The 21678-nt window shown below is 39.3% G+C and carries 29 protein-coding genes; 25 read left to right on the top strand and 4 right to left on the bottom strand.

What is annotated here, in order from left to right:
- Positions 1–174 precede the first annotated feature (174 nt).
- From BTU61_RS00465 to BTU61_RS00410, 12 genes are all read left to right on the top strand, one after another.
- Positions 175–1152 carry an Abi family protein gene (locus BTU61_RS00465; RefSeq protein WP_200771865.1) on the top strand — a complete coding sequence of 326 codons (978 nt, stop codon included), beginning with the start codon at positions 175–177 and terminating at the stop codon, positions 1150–1152.
- 206 nt (positions 1153–1358) lie between these two features.
- Positions 1359–2165, top strand: a complete 807-nt coding sequence (locus BTU61_RS00460) for an alpha/beta hydrolase (RefSeq protein WP_200771864.1) — start codon at positions 1359–1361, stop codon at positions 2163–2165.
- Positions 2166–2176: 11 nt separating this feature from the next.
- The gene (locus BTU61_RS00455) at positions 2177–2305 is read left to right on the top strand and encodes an ADP-ribosylglycohydrolase (RefSeq protein ID WP_200771863.1); all 129 of its coding nucleotides are present in this window, start codon (positions 2177–2179) and stop codon (positions 2303–2305) included.
- A gap of 104 nt (positions 2306–2409) precedes the next feature.
- Complete coding sequence (locus BTU61_RS00450) at positions 2410–3027, top strand: SAP domain-containing protein (protein ID WP_200771862.1); 618 nt, start codon at positions 2410–2412, stop codon at positions 3025–3027.
- A gap of 40 nt (positions 3028–3067) precedes the next feature.
- The gene (locus tag BTU61_RS00445; RefSeq protein WP_200771861.1) at positions 3068–3922 is read left to right on the top strand and encodes an ADP-ribosylglycohydrolase family protein; all 855 of its coding nucleotides are present in this window, start codon (positions 3068–3070) and stop codon (positions 3920–3922) included.
- Between the two features lie 272 nt (positions 3923–4194).
- On the top strand, positions 4195–4971 hold the full coding sequence (locus BTU61_RS00440; protein WP_200771860.1) for an alpha/beta fold hydrolase: 777 nt from the start codon (positions 4195–4197) through the stop codon (positions 4969–4971).
- A gap of 32 nt (positions 4972–5003) precedes the next feature.
- Positions 5004–5741 carry a DUF4336 domain-containing protein gene (locus BTU61_RS00435; RefSeq protein ID WP_200771859.1) on the top strand — a complete coding sequence of 246 codons (738 nt, stop codon included), beginning with the start codon at positions 5004–5006 and terminating at the stop codon, positions 5739–5741.
- Between the two features lie 259 nt (positions 5742–6000).
- On the top strand, positions 6001–6294 hold the full coding sequence (gene relB / locus BTU61_RS00430) for a type II toxin-antitoxin system RelB/ParD family antitoxin (protein ID WP_200771858.1): 294 nt from the start codon (positions 6001–6003) through the stop codon (positions 6292–6294).
- The gene (locus BTU61_RS00425; protein WP_200772063.1) at positions 6287–6625 is read left to right on the top strand and encodes a type II toxin-antitoxin system RelE/ParE family toxin; all 339 of its coding nucleotides are present in this window, start codon (positions 6287–6289) and stop codon (positions 6623–6625) included. Before relB ends, BTU61_RS00425 begins: the two co-directional genes overlap by 8 nt.
- Before the next feature lie 13 nt (positions 6626–6638).
- Complete coding sequence (locus BTU61_RS00420) at positions 6639–7082, top strand: hypothetical protein (RefSeq protein WP_200771857.1); 444 nt, start codon at positions 6639–6641, stop codon at positions 7080–7082.
- A 309-nt stretch (positions 7083–7391) separates the two neighbouring features.
- Positions 7392–9149 carry a glycoside hydrolase family 13 protein gene (locus tag BTU61_RS00415; RefSeq protein WP_200771856.1) on the top strand — a complete coding sequence of 586 codons (1758 nt, stop codon included), beginning with the start codon at positions 7392–7394 and terminating at the stop codon, positions 9147–9149.
- Between the two features lie 110 nt (positions 9150–9259).
- Positions 9260–9571, top strand: a complete 312-nt coding sequence (locus tag BTU61_RS00410) for a hypothetical protein (RefSeq protein ID WP_003006843.1) — start codon at positions 9260–9262, stop codon at positions 9569–9571.
- A gap of 207 nt (positions 9572–9778) precedes the next feature.
- Here the strand turns inward: BTU61_RS00410 and BTU61_RS00405 are convergent, their stop codons facing one another.
- Entirely contained in the window at positions 9779–9991 is a 213-nt protein-coding gene (locus tag BTU61_RS00405) for an AbrB family transcriptional regulator (RefSeq protein WP_200771855.1), read from the bottom strand.
- Positions 9992–10200: 209 nt separating this feature from the next.
- On the opposite strand from BTU61_RS00405, the gene BTU61_RS00400 reads away from it, so the two are divergent.
- From BTU61_RS00400 to BTU61_RS00385, 4 genes are read left to right on the top strand one after another with little or no spacing between them, the layout of a single operon-like run.
- On the top strand, positions 10201–11088 hold the full coding sequence (locus BTU61_RS00400) for a DUF4300 family protein (RefSeq protein WP_200771854.1): 888 nt from the start codon (positions 10201–10203) through the stop codon (positions 11086–11088).
- 3 nt (positions 11089–11091) lie between these two features.
- Positions 11092–11508: a hypothetical protein gene (locus tag BTU61_RS00395; RefSeq protein ID WP_200771853.1), complete on the top strand. Its 417-nt coding sequence runs from the start codon at positions 11092–11094 to the stop codon at positions 11506–11508.
- A gap of 21 nt (positions 11509–11529) precedes the next feature.
- Positions 11530–12282 (top strand): CPBP family intramembrane glutamic endopeptidase, encoded by a 753-nt coding sequence (locus BTU61_RS00390; protein WP_200772062.1) that lies wholly within the window; start codon positions 11530–11532, stop codon positions 12280–12282.
- Positions 12282–13031 (top strand): CPBP family intramembrane glutamic endopeptidase, encoded by a 750-nt coding sequence (locus tag BTU61_RS00385; RefSeq protein ID WP_200771852.1) that lies wholly within the window; start codon positions 12282–12284, stop codon positions 13029–13031. Before BTU61_RS00390 ends, BTU61_RS00385 begins: the two co-directional genes overlap by 1 nt.
- 89 nt (positions 13032–13120) lie before the next feature.
- Here BTU61_RS00385 and BTU61_RS00380 read toward each other — a convergent pair whose 3' ends face one another.
- The 3 genes from BTU61_RS00380 to BTU61_RS00370 form a co-directional block, all read right to left on the bottom strand.
- Positions 13121–13363: a type B 50S ribosomal protein L31 gene (locus BTU61_RS00380; RefSeq protein WP_023023047.1), complete on the bottom strand. Its 243-nt coding sequence runs from the start codon at positions 13361–13363 to the stop codon at positions 13121–13123.
- Positions 13364–13523: 160 nt separating this feature from the next.
- Positions 13524–14108 carry a lantibiotic ABC transporter permease gene (locus BTU61_RS00375; protein ID WP_200771851.1) on the bottom strand — a complete coding sequence of 195 codons (585 nt, stop codon included), beginning with the start codon at positions 14106–14108 and terminating at the stop codon, positions 13524–13526.
- Between the two features lie 94 nt (positions 14109–14202).
- The gene (locus BTU61_RS00370) at positions 14203–15147 is read right to left on the bottom strand and encodes a DHH family phosphoesterase (RefSeq protein WP_200771850.1); all 945 of its coding nucleotides are present in this window, start codon (positions 15145–15147) and stop codon (positions 14203–14205) included.
- A 148-nt stretch (positions 15148–15295) separates the two neighbouring features.
- Between BTU61_RS00370 and BTU61_RS00365 the strand changes: the two genes are divergently transcribed.
- From BTU61_RS00365 to rplS, 9 genes are all read left to right on the top strand, one after another.
- Positions 15296–15565 carry a TIGR04197 family type VII secretion effector gene (locus BTU61_RS00365; RefSeq protein ID WP_200771849.1) on the top strand — a complete coding sequence of 90 codons (270 nt, stop codon included), beginning with the start codon at positions 15296–15298 and terminating at the stop codon, positions 15563–15565.
- Between the two features lie 17 nt (positions 15566–15582).
- Entirely contained in the window at positions 15583–15957 is a 375-nt protein-coding gene (locus tag BTU61_RS00360; RefSeq protein ID WP_200771848.1) for a DUF3958 family protein, read from the top strand.
- The gene (locus tag BTU61_RS00355; RefSeq protein WP_200771847.1) at positions 15932–17818 is read left to right on the top strand and encodes a DUF3114 domain-containing protein; all 1887 of its coding nucleotides are present in this window, start codon (positions 15932–15934) and stop codon (positions 17816–17818) included. Before BTU61_RS00360 ends, BTU61_RS00355 begins: the two co-directional genes overlap by 26 nt.
- Positions 17799–18359 carry a hypothetical protein gene (locus tag BTU61_RS00350; protein WP_200771846.1) on the top strand — a complete coding sequence of 187 codons (561 nt, stop codon included), beginning with the start codon at positions 17799–17801 and terminating at the stop codon, positions 18357–18359. Before BTU61_RS00355 ends, BTU61_RS00350 begins: the two co-directional genes overlap by 20 nt.
- An 84-nt stretch (positions 18360–18443) precedes the next feature.
- Positions 18444–19064, top strand: a complete 621-nt coding sequence (locus BTU61_RS00345; protein ID WP_200771845.1) for a hypothetical protein — start codon at positions 18444–18446, stop codon at positions 19062–19064.
- Between the two features lie 116 nt (positions 19065–19180).
- Complete coding sequence (locus BTU61_RS00340) at positions 19181–19624, top strand: flavodoxin (protein ID WP_023917941.1); 444 nt, start codon at positions 19181–19183, stop codon at positions 19622–19624.
- A gap of 64 nt (positions 19625–19688) precedes the next feature.
- A complete protein-coding gene (locus BTU61_RS00335) occupies positions 19689–19961 on the top strand; it encodes a chorismate mutase (RefSeq protein WP_200771844.1) in 273 nt (90 codons plus the stop codon).
- A gap of 46 nt (positions 19962–20007) precedes the next feature.
- Positions 20008–21171 (top strand): chloride channel protein, encoded by a 1164-nt coding sequence (locus BTU61_RS00330; RefSeq protein ID WP_200772061.1) that lies wholly within the window; start codon positions 20008–20010, stop codon positions 21169–21171.
- A gap of 122 nt (positions 21172–21293) precedes the next feature.
- Positions 21294–21641 (top strand): 50S ribosomal protein L19, encoded by a 348-nt coding sequence (rplS, locus tag BTU61_RS00325; protein ID WP_003016418.1) that lies wholly within the window; start codon positions 21294–21296, stop codon positions 21639–21641.
- Positions 21642–21678 lie beyond the last annotated feature (37 nt).

The raw sequence follows: 21678 nt of genomic DNA, 5'->3' as shown, positions 1-21678 counted from the left end.
TTTTATAGTATAATTTTATAAAACACTCTATTACTTTCATTCTATAATATAGAAGTTTATAACGATACGAAGAGTGTAAAAGTTTGTTAGTAAAACGTTGTTAAATATCTTAATTATAGATTTTTCGCTTACTGTAATTGGATTCTTTTCAATAAATCTACTTAGGGAGAGGTTATGGCAAATAAAGTTAAAAAACCTAAGAAGTTAGTTTCCCAATTAATTTTAGAAATGAAAAATAATAGAGGCATTACATTTAATTATATTGATGAATCTGTAGCTGCCAATTATTTATCTAATATTAATAACTATCTACGTACGGCTTCATATAGAAAAAATTATCAAAAATATCAAAAAGGAGCAAAACAAGGTAAGTACATACAACTTGATTTTTCTTATTTGGTTGAGATGAGTATACTGGACATGCATTATAGATTTTTAGTACAAAAAATGTGTTCTGATATTGAACATAGTATGTGTGTCAACTTGATTCATGACGTGGAGAAAGATGTAACAACAGATGGCTATGATTTAGTAAAACAGTTTTTAAAAAAATATCCTCGAGAAATTAAAAAAATTCAAGGAACAATCTTATCACCACATACTGGAGATCTTTTAAAGAAATATTTCACCATTAAGCAAACAACAAAAAGTCGTTCAGTCTGTTATGAGATTACAAACTATGAGGATTGCCCAGTATGGGTTTTGATGGAATTATTGAGTTTTGGATCTATTATAAATTTTTATTTAGACTACTATACCAGAAAAAATTCCCCTCATATTCAAAGTCAGATTTTAAATCTAGTACGAAGCTTAAGAAATGCTGCAGCTCACAATAATTGTATTTTATATGACTTGAATCCTGGGACAACCGTACCCCCTCAAGCGATTATAAAATTTGTTAAAGGAATTCCTGGTATAACAACGTCTAGCAGAAGGAAAAGGTTGTCATCTCGCGCTATTCTGGAATTTGTTGCATTAATATATGTTTATGATCAGATTGTCACAGGAAAGGTCAAAAAGCATCGATTCAAAGAACTGGACGATTTATTCAATAAAAGGATGAAAGAAAAAGCTGGTTTTTTCAAAAATAATCAATTGATTAATAGTACATATACATTCCTTCAGAAGATTGTAAATGATACTATAAAGTAAATAAAAATTTGACAAAATACCAGAGTGATGGTAGAATTACTTTATTAACTAAAAATTGTAATCAATTTTTGACGGGGCAACGTTACGACGGTGTCCTATTTTTTGTATATTATAATAGCATACAAATTAAGTAAGCCCACTCTAGTTGTCCAAACTGATTGAACAAGGATGTTGTTAGTGAAAGTCTCATAGTAAGGAGTTTAAATATGAAATTCCATGAATTTGGTGATAAGAATTTGCCTCCTGTCTTACTGATACACGGCGGTGGTAGTTCTTGGTGGAATTATCTTCGTCAAGCACGGATCTTATCAAAAGACCACCGTGTTATTCTACCCACTTTGAATGGCCACGGCGAAGAATACCAACTTGATTATGTTTCTACGGAAGATTCTGCTTTGGAGATCCTAGACTATATCAAAGCAAACTGTGGTGGAAAGGTCTTTGCGATTGGTGGCGTTTCACTTGGTGGTCAAATTGCCATGGAGCTTTTGTCCTTAGACAGCGAGATAGCTGAGAAAGCCATCATAGACGGAAGCCTCTGTATTCCTCAACCAAGGTTGACTAAAATCAGCATCTTTCTAGTATCACTATTTGGTAAACTGATGTTCTGTAAATCCTCTTGTAAACTTCAATTAAGCATGATGAACAAACTCTATCCTAAACTGGCTTATCCAGAGGAAATAAAAGCATATTATTTGGAGGATCTGCCAAGAACACCTATCAAAACATTGGTGACCATTTACAAAACCTATATGGGGCGTTACAAGCTCAAGGATACGATTTCTGCTAGTAAGGCGCAGGTTCTGTATATTTATGGTGAAAAAGAATTGAACTGTGTGAAAGAGTCAGCTGGATTATTTGAGCAGCTACACCCTAACACGATCCTGTATGAAGCAAAGGGCTATAACCACGGCTATTTATCAGCTTACCTACCTTATGAGTGGATTGATTTGGTGGTGCCATTTTTAAAGAGTGACTCATTAGAAATGTGTAACGAATCTGATATGCCATAAGGAGGAAACGGATGCTAGGAGCAATTATTGGAGATATTGTAGTTTCAGTTTACGAATGGAACAATATCAAAACGAAAGACTTTCCATTATTTCGTGAGGATTGTTTTTTCACGGATGATACGGTAAATCCGAACCGCTGAGTGTGTGAGTTTGTTAGTGAAACGTAGTTAATCCTCAAAATAAAGAAACTAAAACTCCATTATTTTGAGATGAAAACCTAAACTGTTTTTAAGGAGGTGAAATATTGATAGAAAGCAGACCTATGTTTGAAAAAATCTCATCCTTTGATGAATTTAATAAATATTACTGGTATCGTGATGAACTTTCACAGATATGCAAGTCATTAGGGCTTGAATATAGAGGGACCAAACAGGAACTTAATCATATTATTGAGCAGTACTTTAAGGGTAATTTGATTAAAAAATCATCAATAAAAAGGGAAAAGAAACAAGTAGAAGTCGTTACCTTAAATACGCCCTTACTTGAATGTGGATTCTCCTTTAATGCACACTTTAGAGAATATTTCTCAACTTTAACAGATGTTTCGCCCTTTAAGTTTACTGCCGATATGGCTACTGCTTGGAGAAAAGTAAAAAGCGACAATGATTTGAGTTTCACAATCCAAGATATGCTAAAAGTTTATTATGGAAATTCAGATTATGCCAAGTATGATCATTCGGTTTGTCAATGGAACCAATTTTTAAAGGACTTCTGTGCAGACGAAAATAGTGGCAACTACTCGAATAAACTAAAAGTAGCTTCTATTCTTTGGAAAGAAGTTAGAAATTCAAGTAATGAAAAAATTTATTCAAAGAATCTTTTGACCGAATATGTTGATAAAATAAAAGAGTATGACAAATAGAAATGTCTGTCTAAACCAATAGTTTATAAGGAGAAATGCCATGCTAGGAGCTATTATTGGAGATATTGTAGGTTCAGTTTACGAATGGAACAATATCAAAACTAAGGATTTTCCTTTATTTCGTGAGGCTTGTTTTTTCACGGATGATACGGTTATGACCTGTGCTGTGGCAGAAGCTATTATGAATGGTGGTCAGAAGGATGACTTTATTAATGCCATGAAGAAGTATGGTGGGATGTATCCTGATGCTGGTTATGGTGCTAGGTTTGACGCATGGATTCATAGCAATGACCGCGCCCCTTATAATAGCCTTGGCAATGGCTCTGCCATGCGTGTTTCTCCCTGTGCTTGGGCCATGGATTGTAGTTTCTGTGCACGAACGGGAGCCTGGCCGTCCAGAAGAGCTCTTGCGCGACTTTCTGCAGAAGTGACGCACAACCATCCAGAAGGGATTAAGGGAGCTATGGCAACGTCTGATGCTATCTTTATGTGTCGGTATTACTTTGGAGGTTACTGTGGCGACTACGAGCAACCAATCAATGATGACCCGGCAGAATGTAAGAGACGCATCGGGGAATACATAGAGGAAGAGTACGGATATAACCTTTCTCAATCACTCGATGACATTCGTCCTAACTATCATTTTAATGAAACTTGTCAGGATACAGTACCCCAAGCCATCATTGCTTTTCTTGAAAGTACAGACTTTGAAGATGCGATTAGAAATGCCATCTCTCTTGGTGGGGATAGTGATACCCTAGCTGCTATCACAGGAAGTATCGCAGAGGCAGCCTATGGAATTCCTGATTGGATTAAGGACAAGGCTTATACCTATCTTGATGAGCCCTTAAAGGATGTGCTCAGACGGTGGGAAACTAATGTCGTCATAAAATAATAAAGATTATTAAAAGTAAATGGTGTAATTTGTTCTCAGAAGAAATTATATTTTCAGAACATGGACAAACCTTGTTTAAAATTTATGTATCTTTAGAAAACGCGAAAATTTGACCAACATATTTTTATTTGGGGGAAATTCGCCGATAAAGAATCAGAAGTATCGAAGAGAGGTGAAATGGAAAAAAAGAGCCAACCCTGTCTGAAAATACTAGTAAAAAAAGTCCAAATAGGGATGTATCTATTGAAAGTCTCACAGTAAGGAGTTTAAACATGAAATTCCATGAATTTGGTGATAGGAATTTGCCTCCTATCTTGCTGATACATGGCGGTGGCAGTTCTTGGTGGAATTATCTTCGTCAAGCGCGGATCTTGTCAGAAGAATACCGTGTGATTCTACCCACTTTGAATGGCCACGGTGAAGAATATCCACTCGATTATGTTTCTACGGAAGATTCTGCTTTGGAGATCCTAGACTATGTCAAAGCTAACTGTGGTGGAAAGGTGTTTGCGATCGGTGGCGTTTCACTTGGTGGTCAAATTGCCATGGAGCTTTTATCCTTAGACAGCGAGATAGCTGAGAAGGCCATCATAGATGGAAGTCTCTGTATTCCTCAACCAAGGTTAGCTAAAATCAGCATCTTTTTAGTAGCTCTATTTGGTAAACTGATGTTCAGTAAATTCTCTTGTAAACTTCAATTAAGCATGATGAATAAAATCTATCCTAAACTGGCTTATCCAGAGGAAATAAAAGCTTATTATTTGGAGGATCTGCCAAGGACACCTATCAAAACATTTGTGACCATTTACAAAACCTATATGGGACGTTACAAGTTAAAGGACACGATTTCCGCTAGTAAGGCCCAGGTTCTGTATATCTACGGTGAAAAAGAATTGAACTGTGTGAAAGCATCGGCGAAATTATTTCCGCAGCTACATCCCAACACGATCCTGTATGAAGCAAAGGGCTATAACCACGGCTATTTATCAGCTTACCTGCCTCAAGAGTGGATTGATTTGGTGGTGCCATTTTTGGAGGATAACGATTGATTATACTTTATTAATTTAGAAAGCAGAGTCTCATGGAAGTCAAAAAATATAGTCCGCTCAATTCCTTAAAAAAGATAGCAGATAACCTCTGGATTGTAGATGGGGAAGAAGTACTGATGAATTTCAAACTCTTCAAAGTGCCTTTTTCAACTAGAATGACAGTTATCCGTCTGCAGAATGGTGGTCTTTGGGTGCATTCGCCGATTAAGCCTAGTGACAATTTACTTTTTGAAATCAAGCAATTAGGTGAGGTAAAACACCTTATTGCACCCAATGTCTTACATTATAGTTATATAAATGAGTGGCACGAACTATTTCCGGAAGCAGAAGTATGGCTAGCTAGTGGTGTTCAAAAGCGTGCCAGAAAATCGGGAATGAGTTTAGATTATGGTCATGAACTAGAGAAAGCCAATTGGAACGAAGAAATTCTTTTTACGATATTTGAGGGAAGTTTTTATGTGAAAGAGGTTGTTTTTTTCCATACTGAAAGTTCAACTCTAATTTTAACGGATCTTATTGAAAATATAGAAGTTGAGAATTTATCGCTTTTTGAAAAGCTACTTTTTAAAATAGGTGATAATCACTATCCAAATGGTAAAACACCAAGAGATTTAAGAATGAGTTTCTTATTTGGTAAAAAACAAGCTTTGAGGAGTTATCACAAAATAAAAAAATGGGATCCTAAGAATATTATTATTTCTCATGGACCGTGTATCATTGGACAAGCAAAAGAGATGTTAAACCAAGCGTTCTTTTGGCTAGAGAAATAGGAATTTACTATAAAGAAATTAATAAAATATATCTAATATAATTGACTACAATTACTTGGAGTTGTTAAATTAAGATGTGGAATCTACTTAAATTGTTGATTCTAAGAGGTATCAGATGACCCGAGAGAAAGGATATAGATTAACTCTCGGTATCTCTCAATTAGATTTAGTGAAAGAAGAATCCATTTTTCACTTGAATCCTTTCTCTTTCGTATGATAGAATGTATATACAAATTGTATGTACAAAGGAGAGGTAGAAATGGCAAACACGAAAGCAGTGAATTTTCGCGCAGATGCGATATTTTACCAGAAAACAAAAGAGGTACTTGCTGATGAAAAAATTTCTGTGTCAGATGTCCTGAATGCAGCACTTCGGAAAATTGCCAACGGGACTGTGGATCCGAGAGAATTTGTTTCGAGTGATTTGAAGGACAAACAGTATCAAGTAGCCTTTGAGGATTTGAAGAAGGAGATTTTAGTGGGGCATCAAGAAATCGCTCAAGGAAAAGTCACTTCTGTAGCAGATGTGAGAAAGGAATTTGGTCTTGACTAAGTTGAAACGCTATCAGGTCTTACTTGCAGATCGAGCTAAGCAGGACTTGCGTGATATTCACGACTATATTCTTGTGAATTTTTATAGCCAGCAAGCTGCAGATGGCAAAGTCGATTTGCTATTAAGCGCTCTTGAGACCCTAGAACTGTTTCCAGAAGCGTGTCCTCTGGTATCAAGCAGGGGGTATGGTGAGATGACGAATGATGGAAAACCCTATCGTTATATGCCAATAGAGAACTATCTCGCATTTTATTATATTGAGCAGCATACAGTGTATGTTGCTCGTATTCTAAGTGCAAAGCAGGATTGGGTCAAGATTTTTTATAAGTAGGATGAGGACCCCCATGTTAAAATCGAATAAACTGATTATTTTTTTAATTTCCTTACCTTTTCTGATGGACATTGTTTTCTATTTGCGCAATGGGCATCCTGGATATAGTGATGATAGTAATTTCGTCAGAAATCATGAGGCTACTGTTAAGGAGGAGATTATCGCACACTTAGCTCAGGAAAAGCAAGACATAAAATCTGTCACCTTATTGCCAAATACTGCTAGAGGAGAGTATGATAATGGTGGTGATGTGAGTGGAAATTACCACATCTATTTTACAGCCTACGTCAATCATAATCGCGAGCGAACGATAAGCGTAGAACTATTCTTCCCAGATGCCAGCATTCCCCCATTTACCTTGTTTCCTCCCAACCCTTATAAAGACAAGGGCAAAAAGATGGCCAACTGGTATGTGGAAAGAATTGAAGAATCGGAAAAAGCGTCGAAATATGAATAAAGCCTTCAGAGATAGGATAAAATTATTTTCAGGCTAATTTTTCTAAGGTTGTTCAAATGTCAGAAAAGCAAGCGCTAAGTCTTGGAAAGCGGCATACAAGTAAGGAATGAGTATCAGTTATTTTGATAATGAGAAAGCCCAATTGCTGGGCTTTTTTGTTGCATTACAATCTTAAAAAGCTAGTAATCTAAAATGATCTCTCAGCATCTTGCAAACCTTTTCATAAAGTTGTATACTAGAAATAGTTTATGGAATCGTTTGCATAAATTGGTAAATGAAGAAAAGAGAGTATAGTAGGAGACGAGACAGATGGAATTAACAGCGATTTATCACCGGCCTGAATCGGAGTACGCCTATCTTTATAAGGACGGCCAGCTTCACATTCGCATCCGGACCAAGAAAGAAGATATCAAACGGATTGTCTTGCACTATGGGGATCCCTTTATTTTTATAGAGGATCTTTATGAGGCAACCAAGGAAATGGACAAGGTGACGACAGATGACCTCTTTGATTATTGGCAAGTGTCGGTATCTGTCCGCCATGCAAGGATCCAGTACCTCTTTGAATTAGAGGACACAGCGGGAGAGAAGATTTTGTATGGAGACCGAGGTGTGGTAGCCTATAACAAGGAGAACCTGGACTTCGTCATGAACGGCTTTAAGCTTCCCTTTATCCATGAGATTGATGGGTGTGCTGTTCCGGATTGGGTGGCGCAGACGGTTTGGTATCAAATCTTTCCTGAGCGCTTTGCCAATGGGAATCCAGCCATTTCCCCAGAAGGTGTTCGTCCTTGGGATGCTTCTATTTCCCCTCAAATCTTGGATTTCTTTGGTGGTGATTTACAAGGGATCATCGATCATCTGGACTACTTGCAGGAGTTAGGAATTACAGGGCTCTATCTTTGCCCGATTTTTGAATCTCCAAGCAACCACAAGTACGATACCATTGATTATTTTGAAATTGATCGTCATTTTGGAGATAAGGAAACTTTCCGCCAGCTGGTGAAAGAAGCTCACGCGCGTGGGATGAAGATCATGCTGGATGCCGTCTTCAACCATATTGGCTATGATTCACCTCAATGGCAGGATGTGGTCAAACACGGGGAGGATTCGATTTACAAGGACTGGTTCCATATCAAAGAGTTCCCTGTCTCCTCAGAAAATCTGTGGAATAGTCGCGACTTGTCTTACCATGCTTTTGCCTTTGCAGGCTATATGCCTAAGCTCAATACGGCTAATCCTGAGGTGAAGGCCTATCTCTTGCAGGTGGCGACTTACTGGATTGAAGAGTTTGATATTGATGCTTGGCGACTGGATGTGGCCAATGAGATCGACCATCAATTCTGGCGAGATTTCCGTAAGGCGGTCTTAGCCAAGAAACCAGACCTCTATATCCTCGGGGAAATCTGGCATTCGTCCCAACCTTGGCTCAAGGGAGATGAGTTCCATGCAGTGATGAACTATCCCCTCTCTGAAAGTATCAAGGATTATTTCCTGCGGGAGCATAAGGAAACGCAACGCTTCATTTGGGAAATCAATAGCCAGTCCATGTATTACAGGCAACAAATCTCTGAGGTGATGTTTAACCTCTTGGACTCCCATGATACAGAGCGCATTTTGACGACGGCCAAAGGCGATCTCCAGTCTGTCAAGTCTGCTCTCGCCTTCCTTTATCTGCAACGGGGTACGCCATGTATTTATTATGGAACGGAGCTAGCCCTTATTGGCGGGCCAGACCCTGATTGCCGCCGTGTCATGCCATGGGAGCGCGTGGCAGCTGATAATGACATGCTGAACTTTATGAAGGACTTGATCCAGCTCCGAAAAGAAGTAGCGGGCATGATTCAGTATGGTAAAGTGAGTCTGGAAGAAGTAGAGCCAGATGTAGTGGCAATAGAATGGCAGCATGAAGGTGACATGCTCAAAGCCTACTTTAACCAGTCGAAGAAAGACGTTGTCTTAGAAAAAGGACAGGCAGATCTGATGAGTCTTGGAATCATTTCTGATGATCAATTGGTTATCCAACCAAATGGATTTGTTATTTATAAGGAAGAGATGAATGGATAAATCAATGTCTAATGGACGCATTTGTGTGCTATTTTCCGAAATCCTTTAATTGTACTTTCCCCTACATAGGTGTATAATGTATACTTAGATAAGCAAATAAGGAATTTACCATGGAATTAAAAGATTTTACAGAAAAAGAACAAGAACAAATCAAGCAAGGATTGAGTACAGCTGAGATTTCTGATAAAGAAGCAGCGAAGAAGTTGCTCGCTTTAGTCCCGCAAGAATGGATCAAGCGTATTCCATTCTTTGTCAGAGGGCATGCGACGACCAAGACAGTTGAGCGTGTAGCCAAGCAATACCCTGAACTCTATGCCGTGGCAAAACGTCAAGGAGACCTTCCTGAAAAAGAAGGGGAAGAGCTCCGCAAGATTATGACAGCCATCTTTGAAGAAAAGATGAACAAACACAAGATTAAATAAGACTTTTAAAGGGAACGTGTTTATTTTATATTTACAAATCAACATTCTATAAAAAAAAGACAATATCAGTGCTCTGTATTCCAGAAATCTAATATTGTCTTTTTTCTTATTTTTTATGCTGTATTAAAACGAAAAACGCTGCGCGTTTATTAGAAATTGGCAAAAACATGCTTTTTTTATCAATCTACTTTTCTATTAGGTAAACTGTCATTTTTCCACCAAAGCCTTGAAAATATCATCATATTCATCAAAAATATCATTAGATAAATCGGAGTCAAGATTGTTGTCTTCTTTGGGAGTATTGATAACTTCACTATTTTGGATCAATTTTACTTTGCTTTTAACATTCCTTACCATATTAAATGCATTCGCCAGTTCTTTTGTGGTTGAATTTCCGTCTTTTACAGTTTCTCTTACCATTTGCCTACCTCCTTTGGAGTATTATATCAAATAATTAATAGTATGTAAGAAAATAGCTATTTTAACAGTAGATCCTCAACTATAGTTTTAAATTCAGTGTTATAGTAGAGAGTTTTTTCTTTTTGTTTCAATCTGTTTTTTGTTATAATGAACTTAAGAAACTTTAAAATAAATGATTCTTACAACAAATCATTAGAAGGAACCATTTTATGAAACCATCTAAAAAAATCATGCTCCTTACTAGTTGTGCTTTTGCACTCTTTGCTTTAGCGGCTTGTGGGAGCAACCAAAAGCAATCCAAGGGAAAGCAGGAACCCTCAACGGTGCAGAAATCTAGTACAGACAAGGAGCGCTACAAGGGCACCTACAGCAACCTCAACAGCAAGGCAAGTGTCGAAGAAGTGCGGACTCTTTTGTCTGCTTATTTGGATCAGGAAAGTGTAGATAAATTTCTAGGTCTAGTAACGGACTATGATAGCATTGTTGGCTCGACCGGCTTGACGGGTAACTTCACCACCTTCAAGAAAACAGACTACAATGTTGAGAAGATCAGTGACTTGTGGACCAAGCAGAAGGGCGATTTCGTCGGGACCAACTGCCGGATCAATAGTTATACCTTGCTGAAAAATCGCATCGAGATTCCTAAGATGAAAGCGGATAGTGAACTCTTATTCGTGGACAATGATGCCATTGACAAAGGCAAAGTCTTCGACGAAGCAGACAAGGAAGCCTTTAACATACTGTATTCACGGGTTCCGACAGAGGCGACAACGGATGTCAAGGTCCATGCCAAGAAGATGGAGGAATATTTTTCTCATTTCAAATTCAATGAAAATGCTCGCATGCTTTCTGTCATCGTTCATGATAACCTAGACGGAAATACCCTTTTTGTCGGGCACGTTGGTGTCTTGGTTCCTGCCAAGGACGGTTATCTCTTTGTTGAAAAGCTGACCTTTGAAGAGCCCTATCAAGCCATCAAATTTGCGACCAAGGAAGATGTCTACAAATACTTGGAGACCAAGTATCAAGACTACACAGGCGAAGGTCTAGCTAAGCCCTTTATCATGGACAATGAAAAATGGGTTGAGATGAAATAGAGGATGAAGAACAGCGTGTTAGAATTTAGAAAGATGATGGAGAGTGCTCCGATTCTATATGTGCTAGTTTTCTTGCTCTTTTTCAGTGTTCTCCTTTTCTTGAGAAGAAGCGCAATCGTGAGATCTAGTGGCGGTCCCTTCTTTGCCCCCTTTCATATTAGCTATGGCTTCTTCTATATTCATGTGTCTCTGTGTTTCAGCCGTCGCAGTATCCCACTAAAAGAAATCAAGCAATTCACGTATGCAATTTTTCGTGGTCGTGCTGGTGGTGGGAGTCGCTATGCTTTCTATATTGAACTCAGAAATGGAAAGACCATTCCCTTCTTTTTTGGTAAAAGTAAACAGAATGAACTGTTGGTTGAAAAACTCAAGCAAAATGCAGGCAGGTATGGGTTTAAGGTACATAGCACTGGAAATTAATTGAAAGAAAAGGAATCACGAATGAGTAGAAAACAAGCCCTATCTATGTATTTGTTAGGGACCTTTGGTCAAGTATTAGGTGTCAGCCTTCTGGTTTGGTTTTTAAGAGCAGGAGGAGTCAAGGTTGATTTTACATCACCAATGGGGATTATCGCTGTTATTGTAGGTGGTTTGTCATCAGCTTTGTGGGGCAGTATTGCAATCATTAGTTACCATCTTTCTAGTTTTAAACAAGTTCTAAAAGATTTTTTTCAAGTCAAAGATAGTTTAGTAAATTATTGTTTGGTGCTTGTTTTCTTGCTGCTCGATTTTTTCCCATTTATCTTAGGTGGTAAGATTACCACTCAATCGTTGGTCTTGCCAGTGGTGCTCTTTTTCAAGGCTCTTCTTTTTGGTGGAATTGAAGAAATTGGATGGCGTTATTTCTTTCAACCAACTTTGGAGGAAAGAATACCTTATCTTTCAGCTACTGTGATCACTTTTTTAGCCTGGTCTATCTGGCATCTGTTTTACTTTTACATTGATGGTTCTTTAGCTGTCATTCAGTTGCTTCCGTTTCTAGTAGGGCTATTCATCAACTGCTTTATCTTATCAGCCTTGTATCATAAAACGCAAAATTTATGGATCTGTGTCATGACTCATGCCTGTATTAATTCCCTGTCTCAGATTCTAGTGAATGAAGAGGTATGGCTATCTCTAGTCAGTAAAATTCTTATTATTAGTTTAGCAATGATGATTGCAAGAAAGAAGTATGTAACTCTAAAGGAGAAATAATGAGCAAATTTATTTCAAAACAATCAGTCGCTATCTGGTATGCACTGACTGCCCTTCTTGCTACATTTATAGTAGGGCAAGTTATCCTATGGTGTTTCCCAGATAGGAGTAGTATGGGGGCTTCACTCCTGTTTATCCTTATGAACTTGATTCCCATGATAACGGCTCTTTGCTTTTCCATCGTCTTAGGTGAAACTAAATCCCTGGGAGAATTTTTCAAAAAGGTCTTTCTTCAAAAAGAAAGTAACCTGTCCTGGATGCTAGCTTTCTTCATCCCCATCATTTATTATGGGATTTCCATCCTGCTCATGAATGTTCGCTTTACTGGAAACTCCCTCTTGGCCTTCTTCCTCTATTTCCCCTGGACCTTTTTATATGGAGGTCTGGAAGAAGTCGGTTGGCGTTGGTTTTTACAAGATCATCTTTCCTTTAGCAAGCACTTTATATCTAAAATGATGGTTCTTTCCCTTGTCTGGTTCCTCTGGCATATACCTATCTATCAACTCCCTTGGATTACAGCAGGTTCGTCTAACTATCTCATCTTTTACCTGATGATTTTAGGGAATACCTTCCTATTTGGAGCGCTCAAGGAGTACTCGAAAGGTGCTGTTCCTTGTATCCTCGCTCATATGCTAATCGATAGTTTAGCTGTTCCTATGCTGGTTCAGAGTTCTCTTCCTCAGATCATCCTTCTAGTTATTATTGAAATCCTGCTAGCCTCTTGGCTAGTGGCTAAACGAAAATCATAGAAACAGAATTCGACTTCTCATATAAGCTAAATAAGCGGTTTAAAATCAAAAAAACCACTCCCAAGAGGGTAGTGGTTTTTGTTGGTTTCTTATTTGAGACCGTATTTTTTGTTGAAACGATCCACACGTCCATCTGCTTGAGTGAACTTTTGACGTCCAGTGTAGAATGGGTGTGAGTCTGATGAAATTTCAACACGGATCAATGGGTAAGTTTCACCTTCGAATTCAACAGTCTCGTTAGAGTACTTAGTTGAACCACTGAGGAACTTGTAACCAGTAGTAGTGTCCATGAAGACAACAGGGCGATATTCTGGATGGATATCTTTTTTCATTTTGCAATATTTCCTTTCTGCCATGGTCTCTTTCCGAGCCATAGATTGTTACTTAGCTAGTGTACCAAATTTCAAGGATCTTGACAAGTCTTTTCCCTGATTTTATCAAATTTATTCATAAAAAAGATCACTCTGTTAGGCCGGAGCGATCAATTTTTGGTTATTGTTCAGATTGGTTTGGATCTTTTGGTGCTTCAACTGGTTGATCAGCTTGTCCTTCTGTATGTTCGTGTGTTTCTTTTTTGATTTCGTTCACAGCAGTTTTTACAGTAGAAGTGGTCACGCGACCAACTGATTGGGCAAATCCTTTACCTGATTCAGCAAGCTCCTCGAATGTTCCTTTAGTGATTTTACCACCAGACATAGCCAAGAGACCAGCGACAATGATAGCGACAGAGGCGATCAAAGTAAGGATCAAACCAAATCCGATTGAAACGCCATAGCCGTTGAAGTCAACAACGTACTTGTTCACATTAAATACGTCGATCAATCCAACGACAGTTGCGATAGCGCCTGAGACGATAACACCAATTGCTAAACCTTTTGGTAATGAAGATTTCACATCATTTAAGCAAGCAAGGACAATCGCAACGACACCACAGATAAGGATGAACCATCCATCTCCGTGAAGACCATTCACACTGTACGAACCAAAGGCACCAGCGTTGACACTTACCCATGGTAAGAAAGAACCAAGAATCCCTACCGCAGCAGAGATAATGATAAACAAACGATTTTTTTCCATAATCAGTCTCCTTAAAATTTGTTAGGTTTATTTTACCACAAGAGATCACAAATGAAAACCCCATGACCGAGATAAAAAGGCTGAGAAACCGTTCTCAGCCTTCATTTGTGCGAGCCGCTTCTTGTAGCTCTTGGTAGATTTGGTCATTTTCTTCTAGGGAGTAGGAGTTGGCACCGCTCGCTAGTGGATGGCCACCACCGTTATGGCGTTTGGCAATTTCGTTAATCACTTTGCGTTTGCTACGCATCCGGACACGGAAGTGACCGTCGGCTTGCTCAACAAAGATAGCCCAAACAGACACGGTATCAATGCGTCCAGGAGCTCCGACAATCGCAGCAGTCTCGGAATCACGTAGATCGAATTTCTTCAAGAGCTCTTGTGTCAGGGTCACACGCGCAGCGCCATGTTCATCGATCTCGAGATGGTCATAGACGTAGCCTTGAAGCTTAGCCGTCTTGAGATTGATCGTATCCATCTGACGAGCAAGTGATGTAAAATCAAAGGGAATGCTTCGAAGGAAGGCAGCAAGCTCAAAGGTTCGAGTCGAAGTAGCAGGATAAAGGAAGCGACCTGTATCGCCGACAATCCCAGCATAGAGGAGACGCGCAGCACTAACTGGAAGTTCGAGATCCAATTCCTTAGCAAAAAGAGCAATCAGTTCACTAGTAGAGCTAGAATCGGTATCAACCCAGAGCAGATCGCCATAAGCATCGTCATTTGGATGGTGGTCGATCTTGATTAGGAAATCACCAGACGTATAGCGCTTGTCATCGATGCGGGGAGTATTGGCCGTGTCACAGACAATCACCAAAGCCCCCTCATAATCCTCATCCTTGACGTCATCCATCTCAGCAAGCCAAGTCAAGGTAGGTTCATCATAGCCAGTAGCCAAAACCCGCTTTTGAGGGAAGTGCGCACGCAGGAGGTCCCGCAAGCCCACCTGACTCCCAATCGCATCCGGATCCGGATTCTGGTGACGGTGAATAATAACCGTGTCATAAGCTTGAATCTTTTCAAGAATGTCATTCATTACGTTCATACATTACCTCGTTTTCTTAGTCAATTTTAACATAAGAAAGGCCCATCCAGCAAGCGTTTATCACTAATTAGGAGCTATGGAAGCGGTTTTACAGATGTTCAATATTTTGGTAGAATGGATGAATAGATTTAGTATGGGAGAAATTGGAATGAATGAAATTAAAAGCAATGCTGAGACAGCCCAAGAGTTAGCTGCCTCCTTAAAACGTAGTGGCGATGCACTTACATCAGTTACACCAGCTACAAAGGATGAACAAACCAAACTTTCCGGTAATGATGCTGCCCACCAAGCCATTGATACGGCTAAAACCAAAGCAGAAGAAATTGCAGCAGCGATTGAATCCATCGGGACTAATCTGCAAAGTGTTTCAACTGGATTTACAGAAGTGGATGAAGCGACTGCTGCGAGCATGCAATAGGTTGAAAGAGTAGGAAGATGGATTACGATCAACAACTGTCAGAATTAAGAAAAATAGAAGACCAACTTTTCCAAAAAGAAAGGGCTATTATAAAAGAAACAAGAAAGTTGGAAGAGGATTTGAACCGCTTTGAAGCGTATAGCTATGATGCACACCGTTTTTTATGGAATGCATTTGAATCTTACCCTTCCTCTAGAAATTTTTTTGACCAACTTCAGGAAGGAGTCCTTCATGAATCAAGAAAAATTTCAACTAGTTATTTGGAAGAAATAGATGAATTAGCTATCCAAAAAAGAAAAATCGAAGATGATTTAAATGATATTTATCACGAACGAAAAAAACTAAACTTTGAAAAGGAGAGTGACGATGGGAATCGAAGTTTATCGAGGTAGTTTGGATAGTCAGGCTACTAGCACAGGGACGATGGTTGAGCAGCAACTGAAAGCCTATGAAGCACTAGAAACATCATTAACGCAAATAGAAAACTCAGCCTCACGCTTGTCAGGACAGGCTTACGACTCTTTTAGAATCTTTGTGACAAGTGTTGTCAAGCCATTAAAAGAGGCCGGGATAGCTTTAGCGGATGCGACACAAGAAAGTGTGAAAAAGCTTCCAGAATCCTATCGCTCTGAGGTGGCTGATGAGGACTTACAGGAAGATAAGTTGTTGTCTGAAATTGAAGAGTGTGATCGGATGATTGCTATCTTTCATGCAGAGATTAATGAAATTGCGGCTAGTCAATCGACCAGTGCGGGAGATTTTCAAAGATTACAAGGATTGCAAAGAATAGAAGCATCTTTTCAAAAAGCTAAAAATGAATTTCAAGAAAAATTGAATAAGCTTAGAGCATTTAATGGGACGTCACCAAGCATTTTCTGGGAAATTGATGTTTTAGCCCAAGCTATTCAAATAGCTGTCAATCAAATTAACGTAGCGTGGGATCCAAATACTGGAATGTATTCTATTCCAAAGGATTTATCCTGGTCTGATCTCGTAAATGAAACGATTAAGAATAAAGAGTTTGAAAATGAATATTTGCCAACGAAACCAAAGGATGTAACAGCGTTCGAATATAACCAATTTCTTACGGGATTACGTGAACAATCAGTGAACCTTAAAGAAATAGATGGCTGGGATAAGGATGCAATCAAAGGGTATGTTAAAGGCGTTTCAAAAAGAACCGCTGATGCCAAGACAGGCAGTGAGTTAAATGCAAGGAGAGATGCTTTATATGCGGAAACCAAAGAGATTGGATCTGATATTTACACGGAGATGTATGCTAGTAGTAAACTCGATTCCAAAGCGAAAGTAGAACTGGTTCTTAAGCAATTGGGTGCGGAAACGGACAAAAAGCAGTTTATGCATTTGACAAGTCAAACCCATAAGATTTCAGAGAACCTGGCACCACATGGGGATTTTAACATGTATTTCAGACGGGATGTGGTAAAAGCGTTTGGTGATAAAAATCTTAATTACCAAAAGGATCCGCTTAGGCAACAAGTTCATTTCTTCCGCTATTATTTGGATCGCCAAGCAATTTACTATATTCGTAGTCACTACGAAGGTGCAAATGATTACGAGAAACTGTTAGCATATGGTAAAGAAAATAATATTGAATTTGATTATACAACCGGCTCTAACTACCATAATCGCTTTAAGAAATCAGATGGCTTCAAACGTCCGTATAATATGAAGGTTCAAGTCCCTCAGGGCAATTCAGCTAAAGGAAAAGATTTGAACAACGCACGTATGGTGGAATTTATTGTGAATATAGACACTGGCGAGTTTGAGAGTCAATGGGATGCCTATGACAAACACAAACTTCCAAATGGTCGTTATAACTCCGATCCAAGCGCATATTCTGATGATGAATTGAGGGAAATCGCCAATACGGAATCTTTTAACTATGGCCCTTCAAAAGGTCAAAATTCTGATGTTACAGAATTTTATAAAGGAAAACATGGAACACTCGATGTGGATGGTACTCCTGAGCCAGCCACTCGAGTTAGAGCTAAAAAATTATTTTCCTATGAAGAAGATTTGGGTAAAAAGGATAAAAACACAGGTCATATAGGTCAATTTGCGGATATTGTAAGAGGAGGACATGAAGATTATGAAGCATGGCAGAAAGTTCCAAATAAAGATAAACAAAAAGTTTATAACGACTATATTAATTGGAGTGGTAAGCATGATTTTAATGGTATTTTGGATTATTTCAAATCAGAAAAACTCTATGGATACGAATCAAACTAGTTATCAAAGAATTAAAGTACGTCAATTTGTTACAGTTCAGGATACTAGATATCCTAATGAGGAGATTGGTTTTGACTTGAAAACTCATGAATTTTATAGTTCTTCCCTGGCTGTAAAAAATGGTCGTGCTTATGGCATTGATTCAACTGTAGCTTCAGAACTGTACAAGGAGTGGGAAGAATTCATTCTAACGTATGGAATACTAAAGATAGCCATAACCAATAATGAAATCATTAATCATGGTTATATCCTAGAGTTTGATTCAAGGGATTTTATAAATAGTAAGAAACTTTCCAACATCCAAAGAGGTGATATTGAAAATTTTTACACGAAGTATAAAATGTCAAAAGTTCGTGTTACCTATAACAAGGAGTTTCTGCCTACAAAAATTGAGGGCTACTATGAAAAAGATGGTGAAATGAGTTGGAATACGATTCGCGCATACTCTTACCCATTCAAAAATAAAGCTGATTTTGATAAGAAGTTGGACGAACAAATCCAGCTGATTAAAGAAATTGAAAGTGAAAAAGAAGGAGATTAGGCTATAAAGCTATTAAAAAATCCATTAAAGTTAAAGAATTTATCAAGGACCTATCTCCTCCTAATCGCAGCAATCATAATAATAATGGCTGTTTTAAAAATGCTAATAGTCAATATTGTTCAAAAGCAGCCAAAAGATGTTTATGATATTTTGCTGAGTCAGAGATTTATTTTGGTACAAGATAAAAATGACTGGGGAAAACAGTGGAGTACTGGAGTAGGATTTGATTTAAAAGATAAGGAACTGTACAATTCGTATTTTGCAGTTATTAAGAGAAATAAATTATATGGTGGTTATGGAAATTATGGAACTAAAGAAATGTATCAGCGTTCTTTTAACAGAGAAATACCCTCCATATTAGTTAATCTGAAAATTTCACCGGATGAAATCAAAAAGAATAACTATCAAATTACTGGCTCACCGAATAGGTTTGTGGACGATAAATTGATGAAAGAAGAGTATCCCCCAGAATTTGAGGCGATTTATTTAAATAAAAAACGTCAATTCACCAAAGTTCGTATCACCTATAACAAAGAATTCTTACCAACCAAAATCGAGTGGTACTATAAGGGTGGAGAAGGAATAAAATGGTACACTTGTCGCACCTATTCGTACCCATTTAAGAATAAATCTGATTTTGATAAGAAGCTTGATGAAGAAATCAAAACTATTAAAGAAATTCAAAAAGAAAACGAGGGTGATTAGGTTCCATCGGTCCAATTTCTTGAAATGAACCTATTCTTTCACCTTCTCAGGAAAGGTTCTGTACAAAATACCTGAAAAAATGGTATAATACGGGAAATAGATTTTGGGAGGAAATTATGACTGTAGCGAAAATTGTTTTTGCTAGTATGACTGGAAATACTGAAGAAATTGCAGATATCGTAGCGGACAAATTCCGTGATCTTGGTGTAGAAGTAGACGTGGATGAGTGCACAACTGTGGATGCGGAAGACTTCCTTGAAGCCGATATTGCAGTGGTTGCGACCTATACTTACGGCGATGGAGAGCTTCCAGATGAGATCCAAGATTTCTACGAAGATTTGGCTGGCCTTGATCTCAAAGGCAAACTTTATGGTGTTGTAGGATCAGGGGATACCTTCTACGATGAATTTTGTAAAGCAGTTGATGATTTCGACCGTTGCTTCGCTGCGACAGGGGCTGAAAAAGGTTCTGAAAATGTCAAAGTTGATTTGTCTGCTGAAGACGAAGATATTGAAAAATTAGAAGCCTTTGCAGAAGAACTCGTAGCCAAAGCAAATTAATGATAAAGAGGCTGGATCGATGGATTACAGCCTCGATTTGTATCCAAAAATAAAGAGGAAACACATGAAGTTAGATCAGATTCGTAAGGACATTGACCAGATCGATCAAGAGCTTGTAGCCTTGTTGGAAAAACGGATGGTTTGTGTCGGTCAGATTGTAGAATATAAGGAGCAGCAGGGGCTACCTGTGCTTGATCAAGGAAGGGAAAGAGAGGTGCTAGAGAAGGTGGCTTCTCTCGTGGGTGATGAGCAGTATCGCTCGACCATCCAAGCCCAGTTTCGTGATTTGATGGCGCGTTCGAGAGACTTCCAAGAGGAGGTGAAGGCGCGTGATTAATCAATCGATTCAAGAAAAAACACAGCAGTATTTGGTACTAACTGGGATGGCTTTGTTGATCGGTCTCTTGGTCGGTGCCATTGACATGATTTTTGGTCAAGGATTGCTCCTGATCGGAGATTTCCGAAGCCAGCATTGGCCCTTGATTCTTTTCCTGGCTTTAGCAGGGCTTATCATCGTTTATCTCTATAAACGTTTTGGTGGCAAGGCTTCAAAAGGGATGGGATTGATCTTTGATGTCGGGCATGCACGTGAGGAGAAAATCCCCTTAGTCCTTGTGCCTTTGATCATGCTGACGACCTGGATGAGCCACCTCTTTGGTGGTTCGGTCGGACGGGAAGGTGTAGCGGTCCAGATCGGAGCGACCCTTTCGCATCGTTTTGCCCGTCATATTAAGATTCCAGATGCTTCGCGTATCTTTCTCATGACCGGGATGGCGGCAGGTTTTGCGGGGCTCTTTCAGACGCCGCTAGCAGCAACCTTCTTTGCCCTTGAAGTCTTGACCGTTGGGGAATTGCAGTTGATTGCTCTCTATCCTGCCCTTATCGCCTCGATTGTAGCGAGCTTCACCTCTCATGCCCTTGGTTTAGAGAAATTTGCTGTACCACTCAAGGAAACGCTGAGCTGGACACCAGAGACCTTGATCAAGGTTGCTCTTCTTGGCCTAGCTTTTGGCCTCGCTGGGAAGCTCTTTGCAGTTAGCCTTTCTTGGTTGAAAAAAACAGTCGCGAAAGTACTGCCTAATCCTTATATTCGAATCTCGGTCATTGGGGCTGGACTCAGCTTGGTCCTCTTGACTCTCCAGCTGACCAAGGTCGGCTCTTATAGCGGACTCGGAACCAATCTGATTGATGTGGCCTTTCACCAAGGTAGTGCGCAGAGCTATGACTGGATCCTCAAGCTCCTCTTTACTGTGGTGACCATTTCAGCTGGTTACCAAGGAGGAGAAGTGACACCGCTCTTTGCGATCGGAGCGACACTTGGCGTCTTTCTTGCTCCTCTGCTGGGCTTACCCGTCTTAGTCGTGGCTGCTATCGGCTATGCCTGTGTCTTTGGCAGTGCGACCACGACCTTGCTCGCACCGATCTTGATCGGAGGGGAGGTCTTTGGATATGGCAATCTTCCTTTCTTTGTGATCGCCTGCGCCATCGCCTATTGCCTGCCAAAAGACTGGAGCATTTATTCCGGTCAAAAAGTTGCAAAAAAGTAGGGAAATAGCTTTACAAACCTGAAAATATCTGATATGATAGTTTTTGTGCGTAATGGAAGCACAAAAATACAGTTTATCCGCTGAGGGAGGTCCCTCAAGATTGACGAAGATAGGAGAAAATAATGAATCCATTAATCCAAAGTTTGACTGAAGGTCAACTTCGTACTGATATCCCTGCATTCCGTCCTGGTGATACTGTTCGTGTTCACGCGAAAGTTGTCGAAGGAACTCGCGAACGTATCCAGATCTTTGAAGGCGTTGTGATCGCTCGTAAAGGTCAAGGACACACTGAAATGTACACTGTTCGTAAAATCTCTAACGGTGTCGGTGTTGAACGTACATTCCCAGTACACACTCCACGTGTAGAAAAGATCGAAGTTGTACGTTACGGTAAAGTACGTCGTGCGAAATTGTACTACCTTCGTGCATTGCAAGGTAAAGCAGCTCGTATTAAAGAAATCCGTCGTTAAGACGAACAAGGAGGCGGGAGTGATCTCGCTTCTTTTT

The organism is Streptococcus lactarius, from assembly GCF_016642265.1.
In the GTDB taxonomy this organism is placed as follows: Bacteria; Bacillota; Bacilli; order Lactobacillales; family Streptococcaceae; genus Streptococcus; species Streptococcus lactarius.
This window is presented reverse-complemented; position numbering and strand designations above follow the sequence as displayed.

Bases quoted from the DNA above. Each gene is read 5' to 3' on its own strand.
- BTU61_RS00465 (WP_200771865.1), top strand. From the start codon at position 175: ATGGCAAATAAAGTTAAAAAACCTAAGAAGTTAGTTTCCCAATTAATT.
- BTU61_RS00460 (WP_200771864.1), top strand. From the start codon at position 1,359: ATGAAATTCCATGAATTTGGTGATAAGAATTTGCCTCCTGTCTTACTG.
- BTU61_RS00455 (WP_200771863.1), top strand. From the start codon at position 2,177: ATGCTAGGAGCAATTATTGGAGATATTGTAGTTTCAGTTTACGAATGG.
- BTU61_RS00445 (WP_200771861.1), top strand. From the start codon at position 3,068: ATGCTAGGAGCTATTATTGGAGATATTGTAGGTTCAGTTTACGAATGG.
- BTU61_RS00440 (WP_200771860.1), top strand. From the start codon at position 4,195: ATGAAATTCCATGAATTTGGTGATAGGAATTTGCCTCCTATCTTGCTG.
- BTU61_RS00435 (WP_200771859.1), top strand. From the start codon at position 5,004: ATGGAAGTCAAAAAATATAGTCCGCTCAATTCCTTAAAAAAGATAGCA.
- relB (WP_200771858.1), top strand. From the start codon at position 6,001: ATGGCAAACACGAAAGCAGTGAATTTTCGCGCAGATGCGATATTTTAC.
- BTU61_RS00420 (WP_200771857.1), top strand. From the start codon at position 6,639: ATGTTAAAATCGAATAAACTGATTATTTTTTTAATTTCCTTACCTTTT.
- BTU61_RS00415 (WP_200771856.1), top strand. From the start codon at position 7,392: ATGGAATTAACAGCGATTTATCACCGGCCTGAATCGGAGTACGCCTAT.
- BTU61_RS00410 (WP_003006843.1), top strand. From the start codon at position 9,260: ATGGAATTAAAAGATTTTACAGAAAAAGAACAAGAACAAATCAAGCAA.
- BTU61_RS00405 (WP_200771855.1), bottom strand. From the start codon at position 9,991: ATGGTAAGAGAAACTGTAAAAGACGGAAATTCAACCACAAAAGAACTG.
- BTU61_RS00400 (WP_200771854.1), top strand. From the start codon at position 10,201: ATGAAACCATCTAAAAAAATCATGCTCCTTACTAGTTGTGCTTTTGCA.
- BTU61_RS00395 (WP_200771853.1), top strand. From the start codon at position 11,092: ATGAAGAACAGCGTGTTAGAATTTAGAAAGATGATGGAGAGTGCTCCG.
- BTU61_RS00390 (WP_200772062.1), top strand. From the start codon at position 11,530: ATGAGTAGAAAACAAGCCCTATCTATGTATTTGTTAGGGACCTTTGGT.
- BTU61_RS00385 (WP_200771852.1), top strand. From the start codon at position 12,282: ATGAGCAAATTTATTTCAAAACAATCAGTCGCTATCTGGTATGCACTG.
- BTU61_RS00380 (WP_023023047.1), bottom strand. From the start codon at position 13,363: ATGAAAAAAGATATCCATCCAGAATATCGCCCTGTTGTCTTCATGGAC.
- BTU61_RS00375 (WP_200771851.1), bottom strand. From the start codon at position 14,108: ATGGAAAAAAATCGTTTGTTTATCATTATCTCTGCTGCGGTAGGGATT.
- BTU61_RS00370 (WP_200771850.1), bottom strand. From the start codon at position 15,147: ATGAACGTAATGAATGACATTCTTGAAAAGATTCAAGCTTATGACACG.
- BTU61_RS00365 (WP_200771849.1), top strand. From the start codon at position 15,296: ATGAATGAAATTAAAAGCAATGCTGAGACAGCCCAAGAGTTAGCTGCC.
- BTU61_RS00360 (WP_200771848.1), top strand. From the start codon at position 15,583: ATGGATTACGATCAACAACTGTCAGAATTAAGAAAAATAGAAGACCAA.
- BTU61_RS00355 (WP_200771847.1), top strand. From the start codon at position 15,932: ATGGGAATCGAAGTTTATCGAGGTAGTTTGGATAGTCAGGCTACTAGC.
- BTU61_RS00350 (WP_200771846.1), top strand. From the start codon at position 17,799: ATGGATACGAATCAAACTAGTTATCAAAGAATTAAAGTACGTCAATTT.
- BTU61_RS00345 (WP_200771845.1), top strand. From the start codon at position 18,444: ATGGCTGTTTTAAAAATGCTAATAGTCAATATTGTTCAAAAGCAGCCA.
- BTU61_RS00340 (WP_023917941.1), top strand. From the start codon at position 19,181: ATGACTGTAGCGAAAATTGTTTTTGCTAGTATGACTGGAAATACTGAA.
- BTU61_RS00335 (WP_200771844.1), top strand. From the start codon at position 19,689: ATGAAGTTAGATCAGATTCGTAAGGACATTGACCAGATCGATCAAGAG.
- BTU61_RS00330 (WP_200772061.1), top strand. From the start codon at position 20,008: ATGGCTTTGTTGATCGGTCTCTTGGTCGGTGCCATTGACATGATTTTT.
- rplS (WP_003016418.1), top strand. From the start codon at position 21,294: ATGAATCCATTAATCCAAAGTTTGACTGAAGGTCAACTTCGTACTGAT.